Annotated in this window: 29 protein-coding genes and 2 pseudogenes; 10 read left to right on the forward strand and 21 right to left on the reverse strand. The window is 61.2% G+C overall.

What is annotated here, in order from left to right; all coding sequences use genetic code 11:
* Positions 1-32 precede the first annotated feature (32 nt).
* Positions 33-641, forward strand: coding sequence for a DUF3060 domain-containing protein (locus D6T63_RS18110; RefSeq protein WP_120150703.1), 609 nt, complete (start codon positions 33-35; stop codon positions 639-641).
* A 1000-nt stretch (positions 642-1641) separates the two neighbouring features.
* On the opposite strand, the gene D6T63_RS18115 is transcribed toward D6T63_RS18110, so the two are convergent.
* The 3 genes from D6T63_RS18115 to D6T63_RS19595 form a co-directional block, all read right to left on the reverse strand.
* Positions 1642-2994 carry a helix-turn-helix transcriptional regulator gene (locus D6T63_RS18115; RefSeq protein WP_235830860.1) on the reverse strand — a complete coding sequence of 451 codons (1353 nt, stop codon included), beginning with the start codon at positions 2992-2994 and terminating at the stop codon, positions 1642-1644.
* Between the two features lie 263 nt (positions 2995-3257).
* On the reverse strand, positions 3258-3665 hold the full coding sequence (locus D6T63_RS18120; RefSeq protein WP_120150707.1) for a GlcG/HbpS family heme-binding protein: 408 nt from the start codon (positions 3663-3665) through the stop codon (positions 3258-3260).
* 497 nt (positions 3666-4162) lie between these two features.
* A complete protein-coding gene (locus D6T63_RS19595) occupies positions 4163-4492 on the reverse strand; it encodes a hypothetical protein (protein WP_220725977.1) in 330 nt (109 codons plus the stop codon).
* Here D6T63_RS19595 and D6T63_RS18125 point away from each other — a divergent pair.
* Positions 4485-5465 (forward strand): LytTR family DNA-binding domain-containing protein, encoded by a 981-nt coding sequence (locus D6T63_RS18125; protein ID WP_220725978.1) that lies wholly within the window; start codon positions 4485-4487, stop codon positions 5463-5465. The genes D6T63_RS19595 and D6T63_RS18125 overlap by 8 nt on opposite strands.
* Positions 5466-5998: 533 nt before the next feature.
* Here D6T63_RS18125 and D6T63_RS18135 read toward each other — a convergent pair.
* From D6T63_RS18135 to D6T63_RS18200, 14 genes and pseudogenes are all read right to left on the reverse strand, one after another.
* Positions 5999-6484 carry a hypothetical protein gene (locus D6T63_RS18135; RefSeq protein ID WP_120150711.1) on the reverse strand — a complete coding sequence of 162 codons (486 nt, stop codon included), beginning with the start codon at positions 6482-6484 and terminating at the stop codon, positions 5999-6001.
* A 141-nt stretch (positions 6485-6625) separates the two neighbouring features.
* Positions 6626-6862 (reverse strand): annotated as a pseudogene (locus tag D6T63_RS19950) (Crp/Fnr family transcriptional regulator); the annotation flags it as partial.
* A gap of 257 nt (positions 6863-7119) precedes the next feature.
* Positions 7120-7491 carry a hypothetical protein gene (locus tag D6T63_RS18145; protein ID WP_120150715.1) on the reverse strand — a complete coding sequence of 124 codons (372 nt, stop codon included), beginning with the start codon at positions 7489-7491 and terminating at the stop codon, positions 7120-7122.
* A gap of 221 nt (positions 7492-7712) precedes the next feature.
* Positions 7713-8921: pseudogene (locus D6T63_RS18150) on the reverse strand (globin domain-containing protein).
* A gap of 172 nt (positions 8922-9093) precedes the next feature.
* Positions 9094-9951, reverse strand: coding sequence for a universal stress protein (locus D6T63_RS18155; RefSeq protein WP_120150717.1), 858 nt, complete (start codon positions 9949-9951; stop codon positions 9094-9096).
* Between the two features lie 221 nt (positions 9952-10172).
* Complete coding sequence (locus D6T63_RS18160) at positions 10173-10535, reverse strand: cupin domain-containing protein (RefSeq protein WP_120150719.1); 363 nt, start codon at positions 10533-10535, stop codon at positions 10173-10175.
* A 158-nt stretch (positions 10536-10693) separates the two neighbouring features.
* A complete protein-coding gene (locus tag D6T63_RS18165; RefSeq protein WP_120150721.1) occupies positions 10694-11086 on the reverse strand; it encodes a hypothetical protein in 393 nt (130 codons plus the stop codon).
* A 29-nt stretch (positions 11087-11115) separates the two neighbouring features.
* Positions 11116-11310: a helix-turn-helix domain-containing protein gene (locus D6T63_RS18170; RefSeq protein WP_120150755.1), complete on the reverse strand. Its 195-nt coding sequence runs from the start codon at positions 11308-11310 to the stop codon at positions 11116-11118.
* A gap of 301 nt (positions 11311-11611) precedes the next feature.
* The gene (locus tag D6T63_RS18175) at positions 11612-12556 is read right to left on the reverse strand and encodes a YsnF/AvaK domain-containing protein (protein WP_120150723.1); all 945 of its coding nucleotides are present in this window, start codon (positions 12554-12556) and stop codon (positions 11612-11614) included.
* A gap of 107 nt (positions 12557-12663) precedes the next feature.
* A complete protein-coding gene (locus tag D6T63_RS18180; RefSeq protein WP_120150725.1) occupies positions 12664-13284 on the reverse strand; it encodes an Asp23/Gls24 family envelope stress response protein in 621 nt (206 codons plus the stop codon).
* Between the two features lie 90 nt (positions 13285-13374).
* The gene (locus tag D6T63_RS18185; RefSeq protein WP_120150727.1) at positions 13375-13968 is read right to left on the reverse strand and encodes a DUF6286 domain-containing protein; all 594 of its coding nucleotides are present in this window, start codon (positions 13966-13968) and stop codon (positions 13375-13377) included.
* A complete protein-coding gene (locus D6T63_RS18190; RefSeq protein WP_182977112.1) occupies positions 13965-14372 on the reverse strand; it encodes an Asp23/Gls24 family envelope stress response protein in 408 nt (135 codons plus the stop codon). Before D6T63_RS18190 ends, D6T63_RS18185 begins: the two co-directional genes overlap by 4 nt.
* 95 nt (positions 14373-14467) lie before the next feature.
* Complete coding sequence (locus D6T63_RS18195; protein WP_120150731.1) at positions 14468-14650, reverse strand: hypothetical protein; 183 nt, start codon at positions 14648-14650, stop codon at positions 14468-14470.
* A gap of 173 nt (positions 14651-14823) precedes the next feature.
* Positions 14824-15345 carry an Asp23/Gls24 family envelope stress response protein gene (locus D6T63_RS18200; RefSeq protein ID WP_120150733.1) on the reverse strand — a complete coding sequence of 174 codons (522 nt, stop codon included), beginning with the start codon at positions 15343-15345 and terminating at the stop codon, positions 14824-14826.
* A 699-nt stretch (positions 15346-16044) separates the two neighbouring features.
* On the opposite strand from D6T63_RS18200, the gene D6T63_RS18205 reads away from it, so the two are divergent.
* The 5 genes from D6T63_RS18205 to D6T63_RS18225 all read left to right on the forward strand — a co-directional run bounded on the left by D6T63_RS18205 (position 16045) and on the right by D6T63_RS18225 (position 19358).
* Positions 16045-16668, forward strand: a complete 624-nt coding sequence (locus D6T63_RS18205; protein WP_220725979.1) for an RNA polymerase sigma factor — start codon at positions 16045-16047, stop codon at positions 16666-16668.
* Complete coding sequence (locus D6T63_RS19070; protein ID WP_147394442.1) at positions 16659-17315, forward strand: Asp23/Gls24 family envelope stress response protein; 657 nt, start codon at positions 16659-16661, stop codon at positions 17313-17315. Before D6T63_RS18205 ends, D6T63_RS19070 begins: the two co-directional genes overlap by 10 nt.
* A complete protein-coding gene (locus D6T63_RS18215) occupies positions 17305-17703 on the forward strand; it encodes a hypothetical protein (RefSeq protein WP_120150737.1) in 399 nt (132 codons plus the stop codon). The genes D6T63_RS19070 and D6T63_RS18215 overlap by 11 nt, the downstream gene beginning before the upstream one ends.
* Before the next feature lie 186 nt (positions 17704-17889).
* A complete protein-coding gene (locus tag D6T63_RS18220) occupies positions 17890-18231 on the forward strand; it encodes a SpoIIAA family protein (protein ID WP_120150739.1) in 342 nt (113 codons plus the stop codon).
* A 464-nt stretch (positions 18232-18695) separates the two neighbouring features.
* Positions 18696-19358, forward strand: coding sequence for an ANTAR domain-containing protein (locus D6T63_RS18225; protein ID WP_182977113.1), 663 nt, complete (start codon positions 18696-18698; stop codon positions 19356-19358).
* Positions 19359-19407: 49 nt separating this feature from the next.
* Here D6T63_RS18225 and D6T63_RS18230 read toward each other — a convergent pair whose 3' ends face one another.
* Positions 19408-19677 carry a hypothetical protein gene (locus D6T63_RS18230; RefSeq protein WP_182977114.1) on the reverse strand — a complete coding sequence of 90 codons (270 nt, stop codon included), beginning with the start codon at positions 19675-19677 and terminating at the stop codon, positions 19408-19410.
* Between the two features lie 711 nt (positions 19678-20388).
* On the opposite strand from D6T63_RS18230, the gene sigK reads away from it, so the two are divergent.
* The 3 genes from sigK to D6T63_RS18245 all read left to right on the forward strand — a co-directional run bounded on the left by sigK (position 20389) and on the right by D6T63_RS18245 (position 22669).
* Complete coding sequence (sigK, locus tag D6T63_RS18235) at positions 20389-21078, forward strand: ECF RNA polymerase sigma factor SigK (RefSeq protein ID WP_120150743.1); 690 nt, start codon at positions 20389-20391, stop codon at positions 21076-21078.
* Between the two features lie 165 nt (positions 21079-21243).
* The gene (locus tag D6T63_RS18240; RefSeq protein ID WP_182977115.1) at positions 21244-21915 is read left to right on the forward strand and encodes a GAF and ANTAR domain-containing protein; all 672 of its coding nucleotides are present in this window, start codon (positions 21244-21246) and stop codon (positions 21913-21915) included.
* 40 nt (positions 21916-21955) lie between these two features.
* The gene (locus D6T63_RS18245) at positions 21956-22669 is read left to right on the forward strand and encodes a GAF and ANTAR domain-containing protein (RefSeq protein ID WP_120150745.1); all 714 of its coding nucleotides are present in this window, start codon (positions 21956-21958) and stop codon (positions 22667-22669) included.
* Between the two features lie 258 nt (positions 22670-22927).
* Here the strand turns inward: D6T63_RS18245 and D6T63_RS18250 are convergent, their stop codons facing one another.
* The 3 genes from D6T63_RS18250 to D6T63_RS18260 form a co-directional block, all read right to left on the reverse strand.
* The gene (locus D6T63_RS18250) at positions 22928-23503 is read right to left on the reverse strand and encodes a GNAT family N-acetyltransferase (RefSeq protein WP_120150747.1); all 576 of its coding nucleotides are present in this window, start codon (positions 23501-23503) and stop codon (positions 22928-22930) included.
* Between the two features lie 298 nt (positions 23504-23801).
* Positions 23802-24110, reverse strand: coding sequence for a hypothetical protein (locus tag D6T63_RS18255; protein WP_120150749.1), 309 nt, complete (start codon positions 24108-24110; stop codon positions 23802-23804).
* A 256-nt stretch (positions 24111-24366) separates the two neighbouring features.
* Positions 24367-24825, reverse strand: a complete 459-nt coding sequence (locus D6T63_RS18260) for a DUF4383 domain-containing protein (RefSeq protein ID WP_120150751.1) — start codon at positions 24823-24825, stop codon at positions 24367-24369.
* Positions 24826-25230: the final 405 nt, after the last annotated feature.

The raw sequence follows: 25230 nt of genomic DNA on the forward strand, positions 1-25230 counted from the left end.
ACACACACCGAGCTCACCCTAGGAAAATTTCAATGCGCAATACCTACCGCCCCGCAGCAACTATCCTCAGTGCCGCTACCTTGCTCGCTCTCATCTCCGGATGTACCGACAATGCAACACCACCACCGGTGAATGCGCCTACCGGAACAGTCAGCGCGGATGCACCAGCGCCAGTCACACCCGAAGGAACAAGCACAGCATCAACAGCCTCCGACTCTTCCTCCACACCACCGGCTGGAGAAACAGCGACAGGCAAGCCGATCCGCCTCAGCCAGGAGGACGAACACGACATCACATCAGCGAACACCACAGTCACCATCGTCTGTGAAGGCGGCGGTGACATCGACCTAGACGCCGACGGCACCACTGTCGACATCACAGGAGAATGCGAGGACATTGACATCGACGGCAACGACAACACGGTCACCGGGGAGACCGTCGGCTCCCTCAGCATCGACGGAACCAATAACACTGCAACCATGGCAAGCGCTCCCGATATCGACGTAGATGGAAGTACTAATGCCGTCACCGTCGAGGACACACGGGACATCGACGTCGATGGAGACAGCAATACCGTCACCTACGCCTCGGGCGACCCCTCAATCGAAAATGAGGGTAACAACTCGATCTCAGCACGTTGAACGCCACGGGCGGGTGTCTGAGTCCTTCCACGATGTAACGACTCCTCGTCCAAGAGTTAGGGCGGGTTCGCTTGCCGGGGTTCGTGTATTTCCGAGGCGCACCCCGAGTTAAAGCTGTGGTGTGCGTGCCCCTCCTATAGCTGAGAGGGTGACACCTACGAAGATGTAGCAGCGCTGATGGACCGGACTCGCGCCGTCTTGCTTCTTGGAGCGAGTCAAACGAACGCGTCAATCGTCGCGCAACATCAAGCACGACGCCAAGCCGTCGATAAATCTGGTGGTGCGGAAGGTCCGGTGGTTGCCGGGACGCAATCAGTGGCGTCGTGGAGAATCAGCCATTGGGTATGTTCGTTGGTGGGTAGGTCGCGCAGCTGGGCCAGCGAAATGTAGCGGGCACCGAAGTCATCGATGGCCGGTGGTACAACCCGGAGACCGACCCGAAACAATGATGGCCACGGGTGCTTAGGGATAACACCACTTGACCTGCCAGGGCCTTCCCATCAAGCGTACCGGCCATCATCAGCCCGCAACCTGTCCGACGCTGCCGTGTCAGTCGTGCATCTTCCGTTGGTACGATGACCAACCCTAATCGGTCTAACAAATCGGTTCGAATACAGTATCTACTGGTTGGTCCGACGCCGACTGAGGTTCCCCTCGAACCTCATACCAACGCCCAGTTAGTGCCTAATCCGTGCGCAACATCAAAGACCAGGAGTGAAGAACCGTTATAGAACTTACAGAAATCAGGTTCGACGACCGGCAGAAGAACTCCACTGTCGAAGACCTGAATGCCGCTACGGAAACCGATGCGGCAACACCGGATGCGAACACCGAACCGCGGGAGCCGGCAGCGGTTGGGTTGTTCCATGACCCATTGGACAGATCTGGGTCGCGGTCCCTGCCCAGCAGCCCGTTACGGGTCGACGCGCGCGGCTACGGCCGGTAGGACCAAAAGCTCAGTGGCCGTCCAAGCACACCGTTCCCGCCGGTTGTTCCACCGTTATCGGAGTCCGTGGCTGTGCGCCAGGGCGATGGCCTCTGTGCGTGAGCCGACGGCGAGCTTCTTGAACAGGTTCCGCATATGGAACTTGACCGTGTTCTCGCTGATACCCAGTAGTGAGGCGATCGTCCGGTTGCGTTCTCCGGCGACGAGGTGCTGAAGAACTTCGAGTTCTCGCGCTGCGAGGTCCCATCCGGTGACGTCCCCTGCCGGAGGTGCCGGGAGGTTCAGAGGGAGCGTGACGAAGACGTCCGCACCCCAGCCTGCCATGACATCGATTTGCAGGTGTCCGTTGAGCGCCTGGACCCGGCGATTCAAGCAGCTGATGTTCGGCGCGCCGGCGGCGAGTGTACCTCGGCCGTCGTCGCGTACGTTGATCAAAAGATTTTCGCCGTCGCAGTCCCAATGGATCCGGACCCTGCTGACGTCGGGCTGTTCCATCATGGCCAGCACAAGTCCTCGGACGATGGCCCGCGCCGCTTGGGCGACTTCGCCGGGAAGGGCACGTCCGTTGAGGGGTGGTTCGACGAACTCGATCTCGATTCCGCTGAAGCGCGTGAATGGTCGCAGATCCTTTCGCAGGCGCTCAAAGGCTTTGCCGACGGGCTCTTCGACCAGGTCGGTCGTGCGGTCGCTGAGGGTGCGGATCCCGATCAGGGCTTTGGCTGTGAGGTCGGTGACGGTGGAGCGGGCTGCGGCATCGTCTAGGGAGGGTGAGCGCAGAGCTGCCAGGAGTGTCTCCAGGGTGGTGGAGTGCAGATCGGTCAGTTCCGCTGTCACGCGGACTCGTTCAGCTGAGGCTGCCCGTGATTCCAGCAGGAAGGACGGTGGCGCATCAGCCACTTTTTCGTGGATTCGTTGGGCGGCCATGCGCCACAGATAGGACACCACATTTATGCCCACGTCATCCATGCTCACGTCATCCATCCCGACGTGGTTCATTCCCGCGTCGTGCCGTTGGCCTGTTGGGTAAGGGTCCGTGAGGACGAGAAGTGCACCGCTGGAGGTGTGTATCAGGGCAAGTACGGGGCGAGGTCGACCGGCGAGCTCGGCTTCCCCCACAAAGGCCTTGCCGTCCGTGATGGCAGTTCGAAGCGCGTCGAGTTCGGCAATCGAGACCCGGGAGATGATGTCCTCGGCGCCCGCCTGTTTCCGCGGCCGCCCCGTGCACTCCTCGGTGAAGATGACCAGGGCGCTGGTTGTGACGTAGGAGGACATCGCCTCACGCAGCCGCTCTGCTATGTCGATCAACGGAGCATCGGCCAACGCCGCTACGGCCCGCAAAAACGGCCACGGCAGGTCTGGAAGACGCCCGAACACTTCCTTGAGGGGCCGGTCACCGGCGGCACTCACGACACAAGCCTAACGGAGCCGGACAACCCCGCACCCTAAAGAGCAGTCAGGAACCGCCACAAACAGCGTCACCACGACCTGTTCGATTCCACGGTGGATACCACCCATGCAAACTTCCGTACGGCCGTGCTAGGTGCATGACCGACGCCGACGCCGACACCGGGAACCAGGTGCCGACGCCGGGACCCAGGTGTCATCTTCGGGTTCTGGGTGCCCTGCCCCAGGTGATGCGGGCAGGGCAACCAGACGGAGAGTAAGTGGTGTCAGAGAGCGTTAACGCCTGCCTCGGCGACGGACTGGTCCTGTTCGCCGGTGCCGCCGCTGACACCGAGGGCGCCGACTACCTCCCCGCCATGGGTGATGGGGATGCCACCGGCGAAGATCATGATCCGGTTGCGGTTGCTGGCAACAATGCCGTAGAACTGCTGGCCGGGCTGGGAGTTCTCACCCAACTCCTTGGTTTCGATGTCGAAGGCCCTGGCGGTGAAGGCCTTGTTGATGGCGATGTCGATACCGCCAAGCCACGCACCGTCCATCCGGGCATGAGAGATCAGATTGCCGCCGACGTCGACGACAGCGATGTTCATGGGCTGCCCGACCTCCGAAGCCTTCGCCTCGGCAGCGGTGATGATGGTGCGGGCATCCGCGAGGGTCAATGTCGAAATAGTCATGCCCTCCGTTCTATCCCTATTGCCGCGTGGGCACAATCACCCGCTACCGTTTTTCCCCTGCTTCACCGACGCAAGGCACCATGGCGGGCAGCTAAAAATCTCTTTGATGGCTGACATCGGAGAACAAAAAATCTGAAGCTGAGTCTTTCGACGGCGGTCGGATCATTGAGGATGGCGTGTAAGCGCTGTCACACCATAGTATTTTCGGTACCTCAGCGGACCGTGTTCGCTGAAGTATCGCGGAAGCACCCACTGCGCCGCCCGGCTCGAGGGTTGGACTGAGAAGCAGACTGGATTTGGGGATCTCCGACGCGGCGGCTGTCGTGGAAGCCCATGCAATTTAATGATGAGCCATTAGGGCGGTGCCCCATGTCAGGTGAGCGACGACTTCAGCCGATACCCCGCAACCCGACCACTACCACCTCGACCACTACCATCTCGACCAACACCGAGGTGCTCCGCGCGTGGGAGCGTTTCGTTCAGGGCGAGGACGATATTTACGGTGTGCGGCCGGAAGTGGCGATTTCCTGGAAGCGGTCCCGGGACCAGTATCGTGTGAACCCGTTCCTGTCCGAGGTGCCGAATGCTGTCTCCCAGGTCACGCACTCCCTGGACCAGGATGTCGTCTTCGCGGAGCTCGGTTTCTGTGCTGCCGCGATGGCCCATGAAGTGGCCGACGCCGGAGGGGTAGTAACGATTGCCGACGCCAATGGCAGGGTCCTGTCCGCCTGGGGGGATAAGACCACCAGGTCGATCGCTTCCGCGGGTGGCCTCGCGCCGTGGTTCTGCTGGTCCGAGAGTGCGGTGGGAACGAACAGTATGGGCACCGCGCTCACCTCCCATAGCGCGGTGATGATTGAGCAGTCCGAACACTGGTGCCAGGCCTTCCACGACTGGTCCTGCGGGGCGATCGCGGTACGCGACCTCGTCACTAGGGAGCCTTTGGCTGTCCTGAACATCTCGAGTTGGCGCAAGGGCCTACCCCTGTCGGCGAGGAGGTGGTTGGAGAAGTCCGCCGCCCATACTCAGAACAGTTTGCGCAAGCGCGCCCAGGACAGCGGCAGCGAACTCCTCGCCGCCTACGCCGATGCTCGAGGACAATCGACCCGGCCTCTAGTGGCTGTTGACCCTGCAGGTGCGGTTGTGATTGCCGACGACGTCGCGAGCGTCATGCTTGGAGTGCCCGCCAATATGCCCGCAGTCGATCCTGTGGTCCGGTGGACTCCGCAACTGCCGTCGCTGATTCATGCCGCGCGTTACGCCACCAAGCAGGCGACCTCGGACCCGGGGTGGACCGGCTCGACGCAGATCTTCACTTCCCTGGCCGACCAACCATCACTGATCGGGATCCGCCCGGTCTTCCTCCATGGTTATTTGATCGGGCACTTGATTTCTTTCGGTGCCTCCGATGACGAGCAGTTCCCGCAGACCGAGATAGGAGCAGTCATGCCGGGAAAGGCCCGCCGGATTGTGGCTCTGCGCGAGGAGAACCGGATGGTGCTCCTGGGAACGGCAGAGGTCGCCGTCGCGGAATCGGATGGTAGTCAGGTGTGGCTGCATACCGATGAAGGCCGCCTGCCAGCTGCCCTGTCCGGTCTGGATAAACTGGAGACCGATTTAGCCGATACCGGCGGCTTCCTGCGGGTACACCGTCAGTATCTGGTCAACCTCAGCCGTGTCCGGGAGGTTGAACGCCATGACAAGGGCGAACTCCTACTGGTCATGGACGATCCCGAGAACACGATGATTCCAGTATCCCGACGGAACACCGCAGCGGTACGCCGGGCACTGAACATCTGAGCCTCACAAGATGCTCCGATAGTTGCCGAAGGCTGTGAGGGTGCCAAATCGTGCCGCTTCTCATGACGGGAGACAATCGGCAAGCATCGAGGTCTTGGCGGCTGTTCAATCACGCCCCCTTCACGTCGTACGCGCAAGTGATGCGTTGAGGTTGATTTCGTCACTGGTAGTTCGAAAGTGCTGCAGGTCTGAGCCCCATGGTCGCGCTCACACCCTAGGATGCCCGTATAACCCCACTGGCACCCCCAGTGCCGCCCCACCGATTCAGGACGCTTTCAAGCGTCCACCGGGGGCGCGGTAAAGCCCGGAATGTCTGTACATCTTCGGCTTTGCCATTGTGAATCCCCTTGCTCGGTTGGTTGGTTGGTGTCATGAAATTGCCCCGCCTGAGTCATGAACTCACGCCGTCAACATCACGGCAAGCGGGGCGGGGTGAAACTTGGTGAAACTACTTGCGAGGCGTCAGTGCTTTACCTCGCGCACGGTTGGCGGCAGGTGCCTTGGCCCGGGTGTCGGTAACCCTGGCCCCGATGTCAAGCCTTGGGGGCCTCATCGGCTTTTGCCAGGTTCGGCACGTCCGGGCCGTCGGCATCCTTGAACTCGGACGTGGCGGGCTTGTCGTCAGCCGTGGCATTGGCCTGGGGGGCCTCGTCGGCCTTTGCCAGGTTCGGCACGTCCGGGCCGTCGGCATCCTTGAACTCGGACGTGGCGGGCTCGTCGAACTCGGTGTCAGTCTCGGGGGCCTCGTCGGCCTTTGCCAGGTTCGGCACGTCCGGGCCGTCGGCATCCTTGAACTCGGAAGTGGCGGGCTCGTCGAACTCGGTGTCAGTCTCGGGGTCCATCTTCGGTGCCTCCAGTTTGTCGGTCTCGGTCTCGGTCAACTCAGTGAGGGCGTCAGCCTGCCCCTCAAGCTCGCCGTCCTCGGTTTCGTCGGACGCATCGAAGTCACCGGAAAGGGCGCGCTCGAACTTGAGCTTAGCCTCATCGGGCTTCCGATCCGCGTTGACATTCTCACCCAAGCGATAAACACGAGTGGGTATCGAGATAACGCAAGAACTCAGCTTTGACTCAGATACTCGTCGTCGGTAGCAAGGGTCAGTGGCTGCGTTACTGCAACCGCTGGATGTCGAGACGACAGCGCGCGCCTCGAGGCGCACTCAGCCACGTTGCGCAAATTCGGCGAGGGCCTTCTTGACGGTTTCGCGCGAGGCGCCGACAAGTTTTGCGAGTTTCACCTGCGTGAGTTCGTGGGCGACCAAGATGCCGTCCGTTACAGGGCTGCCGAAACGATCCGCAAGATCAAGCAGGGCCTTCGCCACCCGACCGGGGTCGTCGGAGAACATCAGACCAGCGAGCGATTCATTGGTCCGCTGTAGGCGTCGTGCCAGGGCCTGCATAGCAACCCGTTGAGTGTTTGGCGGGTTTGGGGCCACATGGAGCGGCGAGGATACCGGGTCTACTCCAAAACACCGCGTGTCAGTGCAAGCAGAGGGGAGGGCGGCGGGTAGGGGCCGGTTTGATGTACCGGGAGAGGCCCGGCCCCTACCCGGAAGGCTCATGGGTCCGTCGGCTGCTTGACCAACTCATAAGCCATTGACGAGTTGATCGTGTTCAGCGGAATGGGTCAAGGGCTGCCATCCGCGGGCGTCCTTGATCAGGCAATTTTGTCTTCGGATTGTAGGAGTTCCGCGTGAAGCCATAGCAGGGCAGCGTCGAGCGTTGTGAAATAGTGCGAGTTTGTGGGGGAGCGCAGGACGTAAGCGGCGATGACTCGATCCATTGAGCTCTTCCCCACGACTGCCACGGGCATGGGATGCCGGTACCTACTTATACGACCGCGAGCTTCGAGGCTTACTCCTTTAATCGCACCCATGTGAACCAGTAATGGTTTGGACTGCCACCGCTCCACCGCAAGGAGCCGGTCCTTGAACGTCAGCAGGCTTTCCTCGGTGACGTCGGTGCCATCTTCAATCACGACTTCGATGAGATCCTCCAACTCCGTGAGATGGAACTGCTCGTCGACCATCCGGTATCCGTTCTGTCAGTAATCTTGGGCCGTCGGCCAGGCAGAGCCTTCGCTCAAATCTTCTGGGTCCTTTGTGGCAACGTCCCGAGTGCACGCTTCTTCGCCGGTATGCCAATACAGTGCCGGAGGCAACCCGCAGGCAAGCCCCAGCTGCGGGCCATGATCAGCCTCTGCCTTCCGCTGTCCTGGGCTGCCCCCGGTTCGTGCTGTGACCTGTCCTGTTACTGAAAGTCGGCTAGCCATAGGTCGGGTCCGAAGACTTCGTACTGAATGTCCTTGGCGGGTATGCCGCGATTGATGAGGGCGCTGCGGACGGCTTGCATGAAGACCAGCGGACCGCACAGGTAGTATTCGGCGCCGGCTGGAAGGTCGATGGTGCTGACGTCCATGAAGCCCACCAGCTCATCCTCGACAATCAGGGTTGGTGCTGCGGGTTCGACGAACCAGGTCAGCATGGACGCTCTTGGTAGGTGCTCGAGGTCCGCCTGGACCTGGCCGCGCAGGGCGAAGGTGTCAGCGGAGTTATCGGCGTGGAGCAGCGTCACTTGTCGCTGCGAGCCGGATTGCACGAGGTGGGAGAGCATACCGGCCATGGGCGTGATGCCGATACCGGCACTGGCGAAAACAATCGGCCGGTCGGTGTTCGTTGTAACGACGTCACCGGAGGGAACGGAGAGGACCATTTCATCTCCGACGTTCACGCTCTTATGGAGCAGGTTGGACACTTCCCCGTCGGGTGTCGATAGTCCGTGGACGCGTTTGACGGAGAACTGGCGGTGATGCCCGTCATCGGCGCGGGTCAGGCTGTACTGGCGCGGCTGGTGAACCCCGTCGGGCATGAGCACTTTCACGGTGACGTACTGACCAGGAAGCGATGGTTTCACGCCACGTTCATCGGTACGTTCGACCACGAAAGTGATCACGTCGTCCGTTTCCTGGATCTTTTCCACGACACGCCAGGTCCGCCAGATGGTGTCGGGGGCAAGGTTGAGCGCCCCATACATTGCCCGTTCCTGGTTGATCAGGACGTTGGCCATCAGCCAGTACACCTCGTCCCAGGCCGCAGCGACCTCTGCTGTGACAGCATCACCGAGGAGGTCGACGATCGCCCACATCAGGTGGTCGTGAACAATTTGGTACTGGTCCGGACGCGAACCCAGGGACACGTGTTTGTGGGAGATGCGGGCGAGGAGATGATCGGGCATCTGATCCGGTGTATCGACCAGGAAGCCGGCGAAGGCCGCGACGGAACCGGCCAGGGCCTGCTGCTGACGCCCGTCGGCCTAATTACCTCTGTTGAAGAGGCCGTCCATGAGTTCGGGACGTTCAGTGAACATGTGCGCGTAGAAGCGCTCGGCGATCTCCTTGATGTTGTCACCCACGACGGGCAAGGTGGCCTGGATGACTGGGCGGGATGTATCGGAAAGCATGATCGAGCTCCTATGTCGGGTGGTGCCTTCTGCCAGGAGCGCCGCGTCAAGTTCGATGCCGCCCACCTGAGGTGAGGGCTGGGCGCTTCGTGGCAGATTCTGGGCTGTCTCTACAGATTCCCTCACCGACCAATCGCCAAATAATCGCCGACCGGTGGCTGAAGGGCGTGGGTCAGCGGACGACGAGGACGTTTCCCGTGGCGTGGTGCAGGACGGCGTGGACGGTGGATCCGCGTCGGGCACCCAGGGTGTTCCTTCCCTTGGCTCCAAGAACGACGCAGGACGCGGTGCGTGCGCGGTCAACGATCGCCCCGGGTACCGAGATGGCCGATACCGTCTCTTCGACCACAGCGAGATCTGTACCGGTGGGCAGCAGGTTCAGGGACTGCTCGATGATGGGGTGGCGCTCAGCGTCGGTCAGGTCAACGACCATGTGCCGGTGGAAAGGCTGAGCATGCAGAACATGGAGGGACTGATGCAGGGTTTTCGCCAGGTCCGCAGCCTTGAGGACTGCGCGGTCACTTTCGGGTGATCCGTCGACGGCAACAAGGACGTTGTCATCCTCGGGCTGGTCCTCGCGCACGACCAAGATGGGGCAGGATGCGCTGGCGGCAAGGTGCAGGCTGACGGACCCTACGAGCAGTCCTGAAAAACCGCCCAGGCCGCGGGTACCCGTAACGAGCAGGGACGCTTCCGTCGAAAGCCTGGTCAGCACCTCGGCGGGGAAACCAGCGACGAGACGTTTGCTGACATCGGCGTCCGGCGCGGTCTGCACGGCGAGGTCCAAGCCCTCGGAGGCCGTTTTCTCTGCTTCGTTCTGCAACCCGCTGTCCTTGACGCCTGTCACTGGGCCCAGGTCATGGGTGAACAGTGGCCACGCCCAGCAGTAGGCGACAATCAGGGGCAATCCGGTGGCCGATGCATGCCGGGCCGCCCAGCGTACGGCCCGCTTCGATCCGTCCGAGCCGTCATACCCGACGACGATCGGCTTCAACATGTTCGGCTCAACTGGGGTGCTGATGGTGTCCATAGTGGTACTCCTACCTCGGGTAGCTGCAGTGCTCCATGTGAGAATTCACGTGCCGCGTCCGAAAACAGCCCAAGATCCCAGTGTGCGCTCTGCTCCTCCACATCACACATCGACCGCAAGCAGACCACCACGACGAGCCACGCAACGGGTCAAATTTCCAGTCAACAAGAGGTGTGGCCGAGATCGTCAGTTCGGGGTGGTCCAACCCGCTGCTAGGCGTGCTAGGCGTGCTGCTCGTGGTTCGGGCTGTTCCCGTAGCTGTCGCCGGCCTGGCTGGTGACGGTTGTGAGCAGGAACACGGAGTCCTCCAACGCCTCGACTCCGTGGCGCACATGAGTGAGCACAACAATCTCCCCGGCAACCACCTCGGACTGGTCCTGGCCGGTAACTCGCACCCGTCCCTGCAGAAGATACATACTCGCAGCAGGCGGGGAATTGTGCTCGGCAAGGACCTGACCCGACGTGAGTCCGAGGACGGTCTGACGTAGCGGACCATCATGAATGACAAGCTCGGCAGAGCGGCCCTTGTCGTTAGAAGAGGCTTCCTTCAAGACGTTCTTAGCGACCGTTTCAACAATGGGCATGATCCTCCTGCGATATGAACTGGTAGGCACCAACACTCGCAGGGACCAGTGCAGCCGGGTAGCGCCAAAGGGCCCGCCATGTATCGCCTCGCCGCAGGTCTTCTCACCTCTAACGCCGGAATGGCCAGGAAATACCGTCGCACTACTGGCCCACCTGGTTAGGAGAGCTTGCTGCGTGGAGGCATGTGCATGTGCGTGATGGGTGAGTAGCCGATGTGGTGGAAGGTGACCAAAGCATCCTTGAACATGTCTGCCTGTCCTTGAAGCTTCCGCACGAGCGGTCCGGGCGGCGTCGATCTCATTGGCTGCTGCATGAGTGCGTGCGTTGCTGATGCCTGCAGTTGAGCTGCACCCGCCATCGCAGCACTGGCTTGAAGGCTCAGTAACGCCTCGGTGATTGCCTCTTCGTCCTGAGCCTGGAGGGCTCGTTCTATCCGTTGGATACGACCAGTTAGTAGTGCTTCGAAACTGGTCAGGAAGTCGGACGCGTCGTCGGTACCAAGGTCTTCGGCGAGTATTTCGAAGGCGAATGCATCGAGGGCAGGAATCATGATGTACCTCTAAGTGCTGAGTGTGTGGGTTAGTGTTCGGGCTGGGCGGTTTCGAGGTAGCGCTGCAGGGCAGTTTCTGACACCCGGTAGGAGCGGCCGAAGCGGATGCTCTCCATCGCCCCGGATCGCATCAACCGGTACACCGTCATTTTCGAGACCCGCATGCTGGCGGCTATCTCCGCCACCGTCAAAAGGTCCGTTGGAATCGATCCGCTCTGCGTCATCGTCATCGCTACCTCAGCTCGTCGACTCAGGTGCCACCCTGGCAACTCCAACAACAGTGATTGGTTTCCGCGGCTTCCACACGAGTAGTCACTACCTATTCGTGTGGCTCACGACAAGAACACCCACCTCGTGTTTGCTCGGGAAAAAGAAAGCAACAGAAGGCGAAGTGCTGCTGGCGCACCTGTCCTTGAGCATGCGTAGGGGCGCCGCATCTGCAGCGCCCCTACGTTTCATCTGCCGGTGCCAGCCACTTCAGGGACCGAGACGCCCTGCCTACAGGCGGTTTACTCCTTGAGCTGACTAGCGACGGCGGCCCGTGGTATCCGTGCCGTCCGTGGTGGTGGTGTCGGTGGTGTCATCGTCGAGGAGTTCGATCTTTTCCTTGCGCACGTCCTCGGTGACGGTTTCCTGCTCGGTGACGGTTTCCTTGTCGAGGCGGACACGTTCGACAGCGACTGCTTCCTTATCTACGACGACGTGGTCCTCGTTCAGAACGATCTCGTGTTCTGCTTCGGTGATCGTGGGTCCGTCCATCGCCTTGCTCCGATTAGCGTCCGTGATGGGCTCCCGTGTGACACGGGCCTCTTCATGCGTGACGGGAACGGTCTTGGTGACGTTCTCTGTGACCACGTACTTCCGCAGGCGGGCCTTGCCGACCTCGCGACGCTCGGTACCGACCCGGAGCTGCTCTTCCGAGCGGGTCATCGCGTCATCGGTCGTCGGACCGGACGTGTCATGCCCGACAGTTTCCCTGTCCTTGGACCGGTCTATCCGCTCATCGCCGGCCTGGTAGCCCGCCTCATAGCCGGCAGTGCCAGCACTGGTGTTCCCCGTGGTGCCGGTCGTGGTGCGGGTGGTGTCGGTGTCGGTGTCGAGGAAGTCCCCACTGGTGTTACCAGTGTTACCGGTGCCGGTTGTTCCGGTGTGGCCGGAGAGTCCGTAGTGGCGGTAGAGGGTTTCTTCCTCTTCGGGGCTGAGTTCGCCGTCGGACTCGACGCGGGGTGCGTCCTTAACCTGCTCCTTGGTGTATCCGATGGTCACGTCATCACCGGTGACATTCGCACCCTGCAGAGGCGCGAAGGACTCCGAGGTGCCGAACAGGCCCGTCTTGACGGTGACCCAGCTCGGATCCCCGGTCTGATCATCGAGGTAAACCTGGCCGGCGGAGCCGACCTTGGATCCGTCGGAGGCCAGGACGTGGCTTCGGCCGGACAGGATGGTGTCGATATCGTTCTGCGTGATCATAAGAAAGCTCCTTCTACGTTGAACCAGGCAATGTTGCCTAGTTGTTCGTGCTGGTTGTTATTGGCTGGTTGAGGGTGCCCGGTAAGGAGGTGGTTCGGGGCGGGTGGTTAGAGGACGGCTGTTTTGTCGTTGCGTTGCCGGTTGCCGACGGTGATGAGTACGGCGAGTTTGCGTAGCGGTGTTTCCAGGGCGGTTTCAAGGTCTGCGGCTACGTCGGTGTGGATGCGGTGCAGAAGGTCTTGCAGGTCCGTCCGGTCATCGACGCGGACGTTGATGTTCAGGTCCGTTTCGGTGGCGCTTCCTCTAAGGAGTGCGTTTGCTCCGGTGACTCCGGGGAGTCGTTGCACATGGTTTTCGACGGCTTCGGCGAGGACTTCGGGCTCGCACCGGGTGTAACCGGCGGCGCCGTCATCGGTGCGCAGGCGGAAGGTGCGCGCACCATGCCGACGCGGGACTTGAGCGAGCAACCACAGCAAAGCCAGGATGCCAACGAGGACGGCAAGGACTGCCAGGATCAGGGGTGCAGCGTCGGCCGCGAAAACATCCCTGAGCCCTGTCGGAACCGCGGTGTCGGTGGGCTGCGTGGGAGTGAATCCGGCGTTGAGGGACTCGGTGACGGTGGCAGCGGCCCCACTGGCCAGCAGGAGCCCGGCCACTCCCAGAAGGAGGACCAGGAGCCCGATGATGGCCAGCCATGTTCGGTTGAGCCGTCCGGCGGTGTCCCTCATAAGTTCCTTCTTCCATTGAATCGCGTGGATAAGTAGTGGGTTAATCGGTCAGTCATGGAGCATCAGCCAGTGGATGCGGGTGTGTCTGCATTAGTCGTTGGTGGTGCGGACTCGCACTTGGATGACGGGTTTCGGTGTAACGCCGAGGTCGTGCATTTTGGTGGTGAGGGCTGCTTCGAGGCGGTTGCTGAGGTCGCCGGCGTCGTGCAGTGGTGTGCGGACGTTGACGTCCATGCGCTTGGCTGTGGTTGTGACCGAGCTTCGGTCGACTCCGTCGGTGCGGTCGATGTGCGCTGCGGCGATTTTGCTGAGTCCGCGGCGGGTGAGGACTGCTTCGGAGGTGCCTGCCCGGCGGTTGTCGGGCTCGTTGAGTCGGATGGTGCTGTGCTGACCTGGGAGCAGGGCTGCCAGGAGCAGGGTCAGTCCGAGCAGGGCCAGAAGGATCGCTGCGGTGATGACGGCGGGGCTGTTCCAGGTGAGCGATGCTGTGGCTTCGCGTCCCGAACGCAGGAAGTCCGGCCAGGTGCCGGTTGTGATCCTGGTGATCCCGATCCACGCACAGGCAACTGCTGCTGCGAGAAGGACCAGTGCTGTCAGTGTTGCGGGCAGTGAGCGGCTGGAGCGTCGATGCAGCGACTGGGAGGTGCTGGGCGACGTGCTGGAGGAATTGGTGGGGCGGTTCATGCGAGTTCCCTTAGGCCCTGACTGCGGGTGGGGTCAAGGAGGGTGTCGATGTCGATGTCGATGTCGACCTGCCGGACGTCGAGTCCGCAGATCCGTGAGACTTCCTCGCGTACCCGTTCACGCAACAGTTCACTGGTTCGCTTCAAGGGCGCAGGGTAGGTGATGCCCACCTCTAGGCGGAGGGACGCGATGAGCCCATTAAGTTGCACATCGGCCTTCGGTCGCGCCGTGTCGTTGTGGCGGGCACCGAGACCGAGGAAACCGCCCGCGGGTCCGCTGACACCAGGAACGGTCGAGGCGGCGTTGCTCGCCACTTTCTCGATCGCCCGCTCCGCGATGACCAGGGTTCCCCTCGTCGACGGATCGGAACCAGTCGAATTTGGCGAGAAACGAGCACCGGTCATTTGTACACGCGTCGAGGACGATGCAGGGGTCGCTTGGATGTGTCTGGCGGAACGCTCTACTGGTGTTTCCCTTTCGGGGGTGTTGTCCATGTCGCTCACCTGCGGGTGGTGGAACGTCCGGTCAAGGCTCCGAGGTCGAGCTTGCCGTCGATGACGCGGGCGGTGATCAGTCCGAGGGCGCCGAAGAACGCGACGACGAGGAATTCGTAGAAGCCACCGAATGCTGCCGCCGCTCCCAGGACGAGGCCGGTCAGCAGGCCCATAGCTGTTGTGCTCATAATCGGGTGCCTTTCCCATACAGCGCCCCTTATATGGGCGCATCTACACGAAGTTCGCTGCCCGTCTTGAGCAGTGAGTAGAAGGATCCGTGGGGATCCATTGACGGCCGGACCCGGGACCATCACCGGCACTGTGGGTGCCGGTGATGGCCCCGGGCCAACGGCGTGGCGCGCTACTGCAGTTCGGTGCGGGAGGACTCGGTGGTGTCTTTGTCATCGTCCTCGGGCAGGTGCACATCTGTGACGTTGATGTTGACCTCGAGGACCTCCAGGCCGGTGGCTTCCTCGACGGAGGAGATGACGTTGCGGCGGATCATCTGGCTGACCTCGACGATGGACGCGCCGTGCTCGACGATGATGCTCAGATCGATAGCTGCCTGACGCTCACCCTTTTCTACGCTGACCCCGCCACTGACATTCGTCTGGGATCCGGGGATGCGCTCGGAGATGCTGCTGAACGCGCGTCGGCTTGCACTGCCCATGGCGTACACGCCCGGCACTTCGCGGGTAGCGATGCCGGCGATCTTCTGCACAACAGTCTCCGCGATGGTGGTGTTGCCCTGGCGGGTCTGCAGCGGACCGACAGGCTGTGACTGCTCGGCTTCACGGGACTGCTCCGCCTGACGTTTCTGCTCTTCGCCTGTGGCGGGAATGACTACTGCCCGACGTGCTGCGGTGCTCTGATCCTCTGCCATATAAATCAATTCTCCTGTGTGAGGTAGTGGTGCCGTACACCGTTAAAGACACCGACCATCCCGAAACGTCACGCCGACAACACACTTATTTTTGTCTCCGCCCCGCCCCGCCCAGCCCAGCCCGGGTTGGTGATCGCGGGCAGGCACCTCGTCTTCGTCCTCGTCCTACGAAAGCCAGAACACTCCGACACCGCAGAAGCGCCATCGGTGGCTGAGGGCGTCGGTAGCCTGACGGCTGTTGGACCCGAATCGCTCCGCCTATGCTGAAGAAGTTGGCATCACGCCGGCAACACATCACGACAAGGGACAGCAGGGACTGCAGTGATGTCCTGTAAGGAGGCAGGTGCGATGGGGTCGGCCCCTCAGCACGACCAGCCTCCTTCCCGATCGGAAAGCCCACCAAAAGGTGAACCACATTCCGAACCGGGCCCACCAGAGGATGAACTGGATTCTGAACTGAGCTCATCAGAGGTTGAACCAGGCTCCGAAGCGAGCAGCGGATCAGCCCCTGAATCGGGCCTTGAAGCAGGCGCGGAGTCAGGGGCTGAAGTGGTGCAGGGTGCGTCTCTTGCGGGCCTTGCCGCCACAGCTCCCGTGGGGGAGATGATCGGACGCGGTCCTGGCACCCGAAAAGAACCACCGTCCGTTGATTCCTCCTCACCGGGATCATCTTCCTCGCTGGCGTCATCGGCGGCGCAGGTGGCGCTGGATGATCTTGACGAGCTGACCATTGTCGCTCGAGCGCAGGACGGCGATGTTCATGCCTTTGAATGGCTACTGTCCGCTTATCAGGGTGGAGTGTTCCGGTTGGCGCTCAGGATGCTCAATCATCATGCCGAAGCTGAGGACATCGTGCAGGAAACGTTCATCGCCGCCTGGCGTAGCCTGCCGAACCTTGCCGCTCCTGAAGCGTTCATTCCCTGGCTTTATCGTACGGCGACGAACAAATGCTTCAACCAGCTTCGGAGCCGCCGCCGCAGGCCCGCTGACCCTGACTCCTTCGACGACGAACCCGTACCCGGTGGCCCGCGCGGTACTTCCGTGGTGGGAGAGGCCGAACTCAGAAACCAGCTCGACGCTCCCGGAGGCGGGGAGTCCCAGGACCCGGCATCGCACTATGAGACAGAAGCACAAATGCTGGCCCTTGCCGGCCTGCTACAAACCGTTCCGGCCGGACCCCGGGCCTGCTGGCTGCTACGCGAAGTCCACGGGTTCTCCTACACCGAGATCGCAGTGATCGTGCAACAACCGCAGAGTACGGTTCGAGGACGCATTGCACGGGCCAAACGAGTCCTTGCAGAAGGGATGCAACCATGGCGATGAACGAGGGTCAGCCGCGACTGGGGTGCGGGCGGATCATCGACGAGGTCTGGGCGTCCATCGACCAACCACCCACCCCCCACGAACGGACCTGCCAGGACTGTCAGAGCGCGCGCGCCGCCCTGCACCACCTCGAAGCGGTCACCGGGTCCATGCGCGACCGCGACCGCAACGACCCAGCCCTGCAACCGAGCAGCCGCGTGCGAGAAGCGATCATGATGGTCGCCCGGGCAGAAGTCCGCCGCAGCCGGCGTGCACCCCTTGCCACCACACCCCTAGGGACCATCGATATCAGTAAGCAGGCACTCAACGCCCTGATCCGTTTCGCTGCCTCCACCTTGTCCGGAGTCCACGCCCGCCGATGCACGATCGCCAGCACCCATAAACAGCCACCACCACAAACCTCATCAACACAGCCGGCGCCAGCATTACCGTCACCAGTAGTGCCATCATCTGCAGTGCCGTCTCCGAGAGCCGTCGTCGATGTCGAGGATGTGCGCATTACGCTCACCGTCGCCTTGTCCTCGCAGGTGAAGATCCCCGCCACCATGGCCCTGCTGCGCGAACGGGTCGGCACCATCGTGGAAGCCCAGACGGCGATCACCATGCACCAAATCGACATCGTCGTGGAGGACCTTTATGACATCTGACCAGCCCTCCGGTAAGCAGGTAGTTGACCTCGACACCATCGCTGACACCCTCAGCACCACACTCAGCCGGCACCCGGGAGTAATACGCCTGGAGCCGACCATGCGCAGTGTCATGAGCCGCTGGAAAATCGCGTCCGTCAATCAACTGCACAAAAATCTCCGGCCCAACAATCCAGCCCCGACTGTCGCTACCCGCGACGGGTTGATCCTGTCCCTTACCGGCAACGTCCTGAACCTGCACATCGACCTCGCCACGAACATTTCGAAACCCGCGCTCGGCCTGGCGCGTGAAACGCAGGAACTCGCAGCCACCGTCATCCAGGCAAGCGGACTGGTTGTCGGCCACATCAACGTCACTATCCTCGCCATCGAAGGCACCCCCGGGTGAAGCATCGGCTAACACGCGAGGGCTGAACCAGCAGAGGCTTAATCAGCAGGGTAGGGTGACTCATTCGGAGTGCCCGCTGCGTTCTATGTGAACAGGGCAGGCCTTATCGTGGCCAACTTTTAGAGGGTCTGGCTTACCCAAGAGTTAGGTTGCCGGGTCTTCGGGCCGGCCCGACAAGGAGGCGCCGTGGTGTTGTTCGAGGCCTCTCGTGAGGAAGATTTCCTTTGCTTGCGCTGGGGACCCGGGGCGCACGACACTTACGCTGATGCGGTCGAAGCGGCGCTGGCTTTGTCGACTTTGCCCGGGTCGAAGCCCGCGCCGTTGCTCGTACACATCACAGGCATCGCCTCCGTATCCATTGGAGCCAGGACGGGGATGCTCGCCTACAGGGGATTCCCGCGGGTCGCGGTCGTGGGGGAAAAGCCCATGGATGAGATGCTTGCCGCCTTCGCAGCTCGGGCATCAATGCCCGTCCGCTATTTCACAATGGAACTGATCGCCCTCGAGTGGCTCTTCCGTCGAGGCTAGGACACCCTGCTCGCTCAGCAGAAGTCAGATGTTTTGAAGTGGGAGCTCGCCGCCTCCGTATTTGCCGCACTCAGGATCAACGGCACACTAATCTAATGCCCGCTGAAGATCGGAAATTGGTTGCAGGCCTTGACCCCTTCCACCCCTCTCATGATCAACTCGTCAGTAGGCTTATGAGTTGGTCAAGCAGCCGGCTGACACATGAGCCCTCCGGGTAGGGGCCGGGCCCCTCCCGGTACATCAAACCGGCCCCTGCCCGCCGCCCTTTGCCACTGTCTGAACAGGTGTGAGCCCGTCTTGGGGCCGACGGTAAGGCTGTCGAAATTTTCGCGGTTTGATGCGGTCACAAGAACGCCGGACACTCAACGGGTTGCTATGGTCGTCTCCGATGGGGTTATGAAGCTAGCTCCGAACCGCGCCCAGCGATCGGTACCACCTGCATGCAACCCTCCGATGAAACCCGTTTGGCCCTTACCGAGGTCACCCCCACACTCGGCAATTGCGACAACTGCCTCACTGGGACCTTCCGGTATCACTTCGAGTCCCAGGAGTTCCTCTGGTCAGAGGAGATCTACCAGATCCACGGGTACACACGCGGTGAGGTTGTGCCGTCCTACCAGCTCGGCTACACACACATCGCTCCGGAGATGCGCGATCAGGCTCAAGCGTTCTGGGACGACGTATCCGCCCGTGGTGCTCCGGTGTCGAGCTACCTCATTCTGCAGGATGTGAAGGGCCGGAACCATCAGGTCCTGGTCACCGGTGACAGGTACACCCAAAACGGCGTCACCGCCGGAGTCTGGGGGATGCTGATCGATCTGACGCACTCGGTTCATGCTGATTCTCACCGCCTGGCCAACGAAGCGGTAGCCGCGGTCGCTGAGACCCGGGGCGTCATCGAGCAAGCCAAAGGCATCCTGATGAGCCAGACAGGAATCAACGCCGACGACGCTTTCGAGCTCATTAAGCAACATAGCCAGGACACCAACCGTAAGGTCAACATCATCGCCCGGGACATCGTGGACCAGGCCCGCGGCCTGCACGACGGTACGGACGACGGTGCTGACGACGTTGCGGAGGATGCACAAGCACGTCACCTTGCTCGACGCATCATCCGATCCATCTGACCCTCAACCTAGTGAGCGGTTCCGGTGGTTCTTTGGCCGTCGACCAGTCCTAGGAGGATCTGCGGGCAGCTTCGACAGGCGGGTGTACGACGTGCAGCAGGGGAGCGGTCGGTGCGCCTGTTTCTACCGCGTCGCGGCGATCGAGTTCCTCGGTTACTTCTTCATGGCGGAACTCTGTCTCCGGATCAGGTTCGCCGTCACGGACGTATTCGTGGGTGAGCTCGCGCTCGAGCTTGCTGTTGAGGACTTCGACCTCGGGGACGTCCAGCGGTACCAGATGCTCGGGGAAGGGCTCGGACGGGGTGAGACGTGTACTCATAGGGTACCTATCGCTAGGAGAAAAGCGTGAAACAACCACGCTTCCCTGCGAACCACCACTGACGTTCGTCAGCAGGGACATCACCCCCACTCAACCATGCTCAGCTCCCCATACCGGTGTCGCCTGTGGTCGAACCCCTCAAGGGGTAGGGGCTCCTCAGCTGTTTGGGTGCCTAGTTTTCGAACAAGTCGGCGACCACATTCGCGGCGTGGTGGTGGTTCAGTCAGTGGTTCGTTGGGTTGTGAGTGTTGCTGTTGTTCCTTGACGGGCTCATGTGGCATGGCGCAGGCTAGGCCCTGACACCCCAGACCCTGGTGGCACTTCATTTTCTTGCCGCTTAGGAGTCTCAAATCATGCTTCGTACTCTGCACGCTGCAGAATCCGTTCCCGTGCGCCTTGGGTCGATCAAGCCCCGTTCCAGTCCCCAAAGTTTCAGACCCCATCTACTTTTGTACCCGGCCGTAGGTGATGCCGGTGTGCGTGCAGGGCAGTGTGTAACTGGATTACTGCTCACGTAGGTTCAGCGTCAGGGAGGGCAGAAGCGACGGTGCTGCCGATGGGACACTCTCACGTGCATGACTGGGATGGCTGAAAATCTTGCTTTGTGAAGAAACCCCTGTGAGGGCGGCTTCTTCGCAAAGGTCGAAACCAGTGATGTAGCCGTCAGTTACGGAAAATAGCTCTTTCCATTTCTGCCTGGAGGTCTCGCTTATGTCTTTCGCATCGCACTTGATCCCTGATCTGACCACACACGAGCTAGCTACACACGACCCTGTTACAGACGATCAACCAACACATGATCCTGGTACAGAGCGGGCGGACAAGGTCCGGTTCACCTCTTTGGAAGGGCCTGAACGTACGGCCGACTTGTCCGCGTTGTTGATCGCTGTCGGGGGTGGGGACGAACGGGCGTTTGAGGAACTGTACAGACTCACCCGGTGCCGGGTGCATGGTCTGGTATGCCGTGTGCTCATCGACGCGGAGATCAGCGCGGAAGTCACCCAGGAAGTGTTCCTGGTGTTATGGCAGACGAACGCCGCTCGCTACCACCCCGCCAAAGGCAGCCCCATGGGATGGCTGATGACCCTCACCCACCGCAGAGCAGTCGACAGGGTCCGCTCCGAGCAAGCCCGCCGGGTCCGGGACCTCAACTGGGGTACCAGCCACCAGGACACCGACTACGACCAGGTTTCCGAAACAGTGATCGACAACGAAGAAGCTGCATCGGTCAGGACCTGTCTGGGTATCCTGACGCCCCCCCAGCGCGAAGCCATCGATCTGGCCTACTACCGCGGTTTCACCTACGTCGACGTCGCCAATCGCCTGGGCATACCCGTTCCTACCGCCAAAACCCGGATCAGGGACGGCATCAAGAAGCTCGGTGCCTGCCTCAGGGACTAGACACCGAGATACAGGGCACTGGGCTGGATCTGTGCAGGGCATCACGGGGCCCGATTTCGGGCGTCCGCGAACGTCTGTAGTATCAGTCGCGTTGTCTTGGAGAGGGTGGGAAAAGATAGTGTCCTGGTCTCAGGTTCCTGCCACCCGTTGCAGGGAGACCCACTGGTGAGCGAGGAGAAGTTGTCCGGGCTCGATGAGTTGTACTCAGTTCTGTGCGGTTCGTTCATTAATGCGTTGCCGGTGTCAGGTGCTGCGTTATCGGCGTTCAGTGGTTCTCTGCAGGAGACCCCCTTGCGCGCTAGCGACGAGCTGGCGGCGAGGTTGGATGAGTTGCAGTTCGACCTGGGAGAAGGCCCCCGACGGGAGGCCGCCCGTACCCGGGTGCCGGTCCTGATCCCGTACGTGCGGTCAGTGACGCATGAGAAGTGGCCGGTCTTCGCCAATGCCCTGCTCGCCACCGAGGTGCAGGCCCTGTTCGTTTTCCCCCTGATCGTCGGCGCCATGGACATCGGCGTCGTTGAGCTTTATCGGACGACGCCTGGGGAGCTCAGCGCATCAGATCTGCTGATGGCGCGGGCGCTGGCGGACGGGGCGGCCTGGAGTTTGCTCCGCCAGATCCTCGTCCCGGATTCCGGGGACGAGTCTCAGCAGCCTGACTTGTCGCCCTCTCGCCGCGAAATTCACCAAGCCACGGGGATGGTTCTGGCCCAGACCGGGGGGTCAGCTGCGGATGCTTTGCTGCTCCTGCGGGGGCACGCTTTCGCGAACGGGCAGACAGTACGGCAGACCTCCACCGAAGTCCTCGAAAGACGACTGGACTTCACACCCCCCGCCTAGGCGTCTGGAACTGTGGCACAAGGCCCTAAAGTGGGGATTTATGGAATCCACCACTCGTGCAAGCCGGGTCAGTGCTGCGTTCGTAAAGATCGCACAGACACTGGTTGATGATTACGATGTGCTGGATTTACTGCACACCCTCGTCGAGGAATGCGTTGACCTCCTCGACGCTACCGCCGCCGGGCTCCTGCTCGCCGGCCCCGACGGTGTCCTGCAGGTCATGGCGTCCACCAGTGAGGAAAGCCACCTGATGGAAATTTTGCAGCAAGATTCCGGTGCCGGTCCCTGCGTGGACTGCTACGTCACCGGCGTCCCGGTGACAATCAGGGACATCGCCGGCACTGAAGACCGGTGGCCCGAGTTCAAGGAACTGGCTGCAGCCCAGGGATACCAGTCCGTGCACGCCTTCCCCATGCGGGTGCGCGGCAAAGCCATCGGGGCGATGAACCTCTTTCGGACCGAGACCGGAGAGATGAGCGAGGAAGACATTGCCATAGGGCAGGCCCTGGCCGACGTATCAACGATCAGTATCCTGCAAGAGCGCACCATCCGTGAGGCTGCTACGGTCAACGACCAACTGCAACGAGCCCTCAACAGCCGGGTCCTTGTTGAGCAGGCCAAAGGAATGGTTGCCCACACATCCAACGTCAACACCAACGAAGCCTTCCAGCTCCTGCGAACCCACGCCCGGTCACACAACACAAGCCTGCGCGACACCGCCGAAGCCGTACTCAGCCGCACACTTACCCTCTAACTCTGACGACCAGATCCCCAGCAACATCCATGCGGACTCCCGGATCAGGGAAACCTGACCGGCGTGAACGAGTTTCACAACGAGACCAGCTGGCAAACTCGCAGCTCAGCGGTAGCAAAAGGTGGGAAGTGTTGTCATACATCGCCGCAGACCTTTACAGGCGGCGGTTCTACCCCGTGCTGCGTTCCTGATGATGCACAGGGTTCTGTCGTGTGAACCCACGATAGTCCTGCAGATGGTGACCCATTGCTGATGATCCTAGGAGTTGGACACTAGTGGTTTGAAGTGCGGATGAGCGTCCAAAAAGGTTTGGATGCGGGGGCAGTACGGTACGACTGCCAAGCGGCGTCGATGAGCGTTCAGGAGCGTGCCCCTGATCAGCGCGAACGCTGAGTCCTGTTCCTCGTAATCAGGTGCGAGAACGGTGTTGCGTAAGGTCAGACGACCGCTGCGCAGCGTGTAGGCAATGGAACCGACTACCTCGCCGTCATCGAACAGCTCAAAACGTGAACGCACCACGTTATCCCTGAACCCCATGGGCCGAGAACCAGGGACCAAGCGCACGGCAGGTGCTGCTCGCCGATCCAGTTCCTCCGACACGCTCAGGTAATCCTCGTAGGTACCAAACGGCGGGGCTTCGGTGTCCAACTCCTTGTACAGACGGGTAGCCAGCGCCCGCAAGTCCCGTATTGATTCCGCCGACAGGTCTAAGGGAATCTCGGGAGCAGAGCCAAAACCGGCCCAGTCATCACCATCGGTCGCTTCAAGGTTGCTTACAGAATCTAAGTAGGGGGAAGACAGTGGAGGAGCTATGGAGTAGAGGTCAGCGGTCATGATAAGCACCTTGGCGTGATGATTCTGGGCAGGCTATTGCTTAACCTGAGCAGAAGTCTAAGCCCTCCCTAGGAACATGTATGAGTAGGCTAGTTAGCTAAATTTCGCAGGCTAAAACCCAGCTAGTGCGTGCTGCCAAGGGAGGGGATGGCATGCAGTGCCACGGGTACTAGGTGCTTCACGGCTTACGCGCGAGGCGGTTCTTCTCTGCAGAATTGTGCAGCAGCGTTCGCCCCAGCAGAAGCACCCCGTAGGACGCTTCCATGCTGTAACAGAGGAGAGCTGGTGCAGGCGAGTACTAGCGGTCGCGGTCTGTGTACCCGCCTTCGGTCTCGGGCTCGTCGATGACGGGCTTGTCCTTGTCGGTGTACTCACCCTCCTGCACGGGATCCTGCGCGGAGGTGTAGCCGCCCGATTCTTCGACGGGTTCGGTGCTGGTGTAGTGACCTTCCGTCTCGGCGGCCGCGGCCACTTCCGAGGGGTCGCGGCCGGCGCGGCCGGCCTGCTCCTTGCCCTGGTCCCCGATGCTGTGCCGGTTCGGATCCGACGTCGAGCCGTCACCCTCGTTGGGGTTGACGACATGTCCTCCATGAGCGTTCTCGGTCATGATGCTGCCTTTCGTCGAAGGATGCGCTCCTCATTGGGCGCCTGTAGCCAGCGTACTGACACAGACCTGTAGTGGACGTGGTATCCGCCGTCGAGATGGTGAATCAGTTGGCGTGAGGTAGGAGTAGGGAGCGAGTCGATCCTGTGATCACTCATGTCATGAGCTGTCTGGAATAACAGTGCGGCCCCGGATCCTTCCGGGGCCGCACTGTTTGTCGGCGGTATCAGTAACTGGTCTAGCTAGCTGAGCCGTTTGGTTATGCGTGTGTTGTGGTGCGCTTGTGGTCGCGTGTGAGCAGCAGTGCCAGGGCGATCATGCCGATTCCCAGGAGCAGGTGCAGCCAGTTGTCGGCGTCGTTGAGGGGGACGAAGTTGCCGGCCGAGTTCTGGTCGATGACCAGGCCGTAGATCCACAGGACCAGGTAGACAATGCCCCCGTACAGCAGGTATGAGCGGGCGCCGCTGATGGTACGGGCCATGGCAATCCCGGCTGCCCCGAAGAGCAGGTGCACGATGTTGTGCAGGACCGAGACCTGGAACAGGCCAAGGAGCTTCGCCTCCGACTCGTGGCCGGCGAACATCATCGTGTCGTAGTCCGAGGTGATGCCGGGGATGAAGCCCAGGATACCGACGAGCAGGAAGACCGCGCCGACGGCGAGGGCTGCTTTTTGGACGTTCGAACGGGTGCCCGCGTGGGGCGTATTAGCGGTGGTCATGATTGTTCTCCCAGTGAGGTGTGCAAGTAATCGGGTGCGGTGATGTTCATAGGGGCCACGCATAGCCAGCCCCGGTAAACAGGTGAGACGAGTGACAATGTCCACGTGATTCGCGTCAGGTGGGCCATTGGATGGTCCATCTGCAGCTTAGTAAGCAAGCCTTCGTAAGACGCGGGCATAACCCGTGTCGCTCAACTGCAAACAGGACGACTCACAAACCCCGAACGCAGCAGTCCTAAGACGGAACACGGTGAAGCAGGTTACCGAGACAAAAAGGGAGCCTATGCTTCCTGTGAAGTGGTTGCGCGGTACTCGACCTGATCAAATGTCTTGTGAAGCTTTAGCTTTCTCAGGCACTGATCCAGGGGGTGAGAGAGACTTGCGTAGGCTCGGATGACGACGATG

The organism is Arthrobacter cheniae (assembly GCF_003602275.1).
GTDB lineage: Bacteria > Actinomycetota > Actinomycetes > Actinomycetales > Micrococcaceae > Arthrobacter_D > Arthrobacter_D cheniae.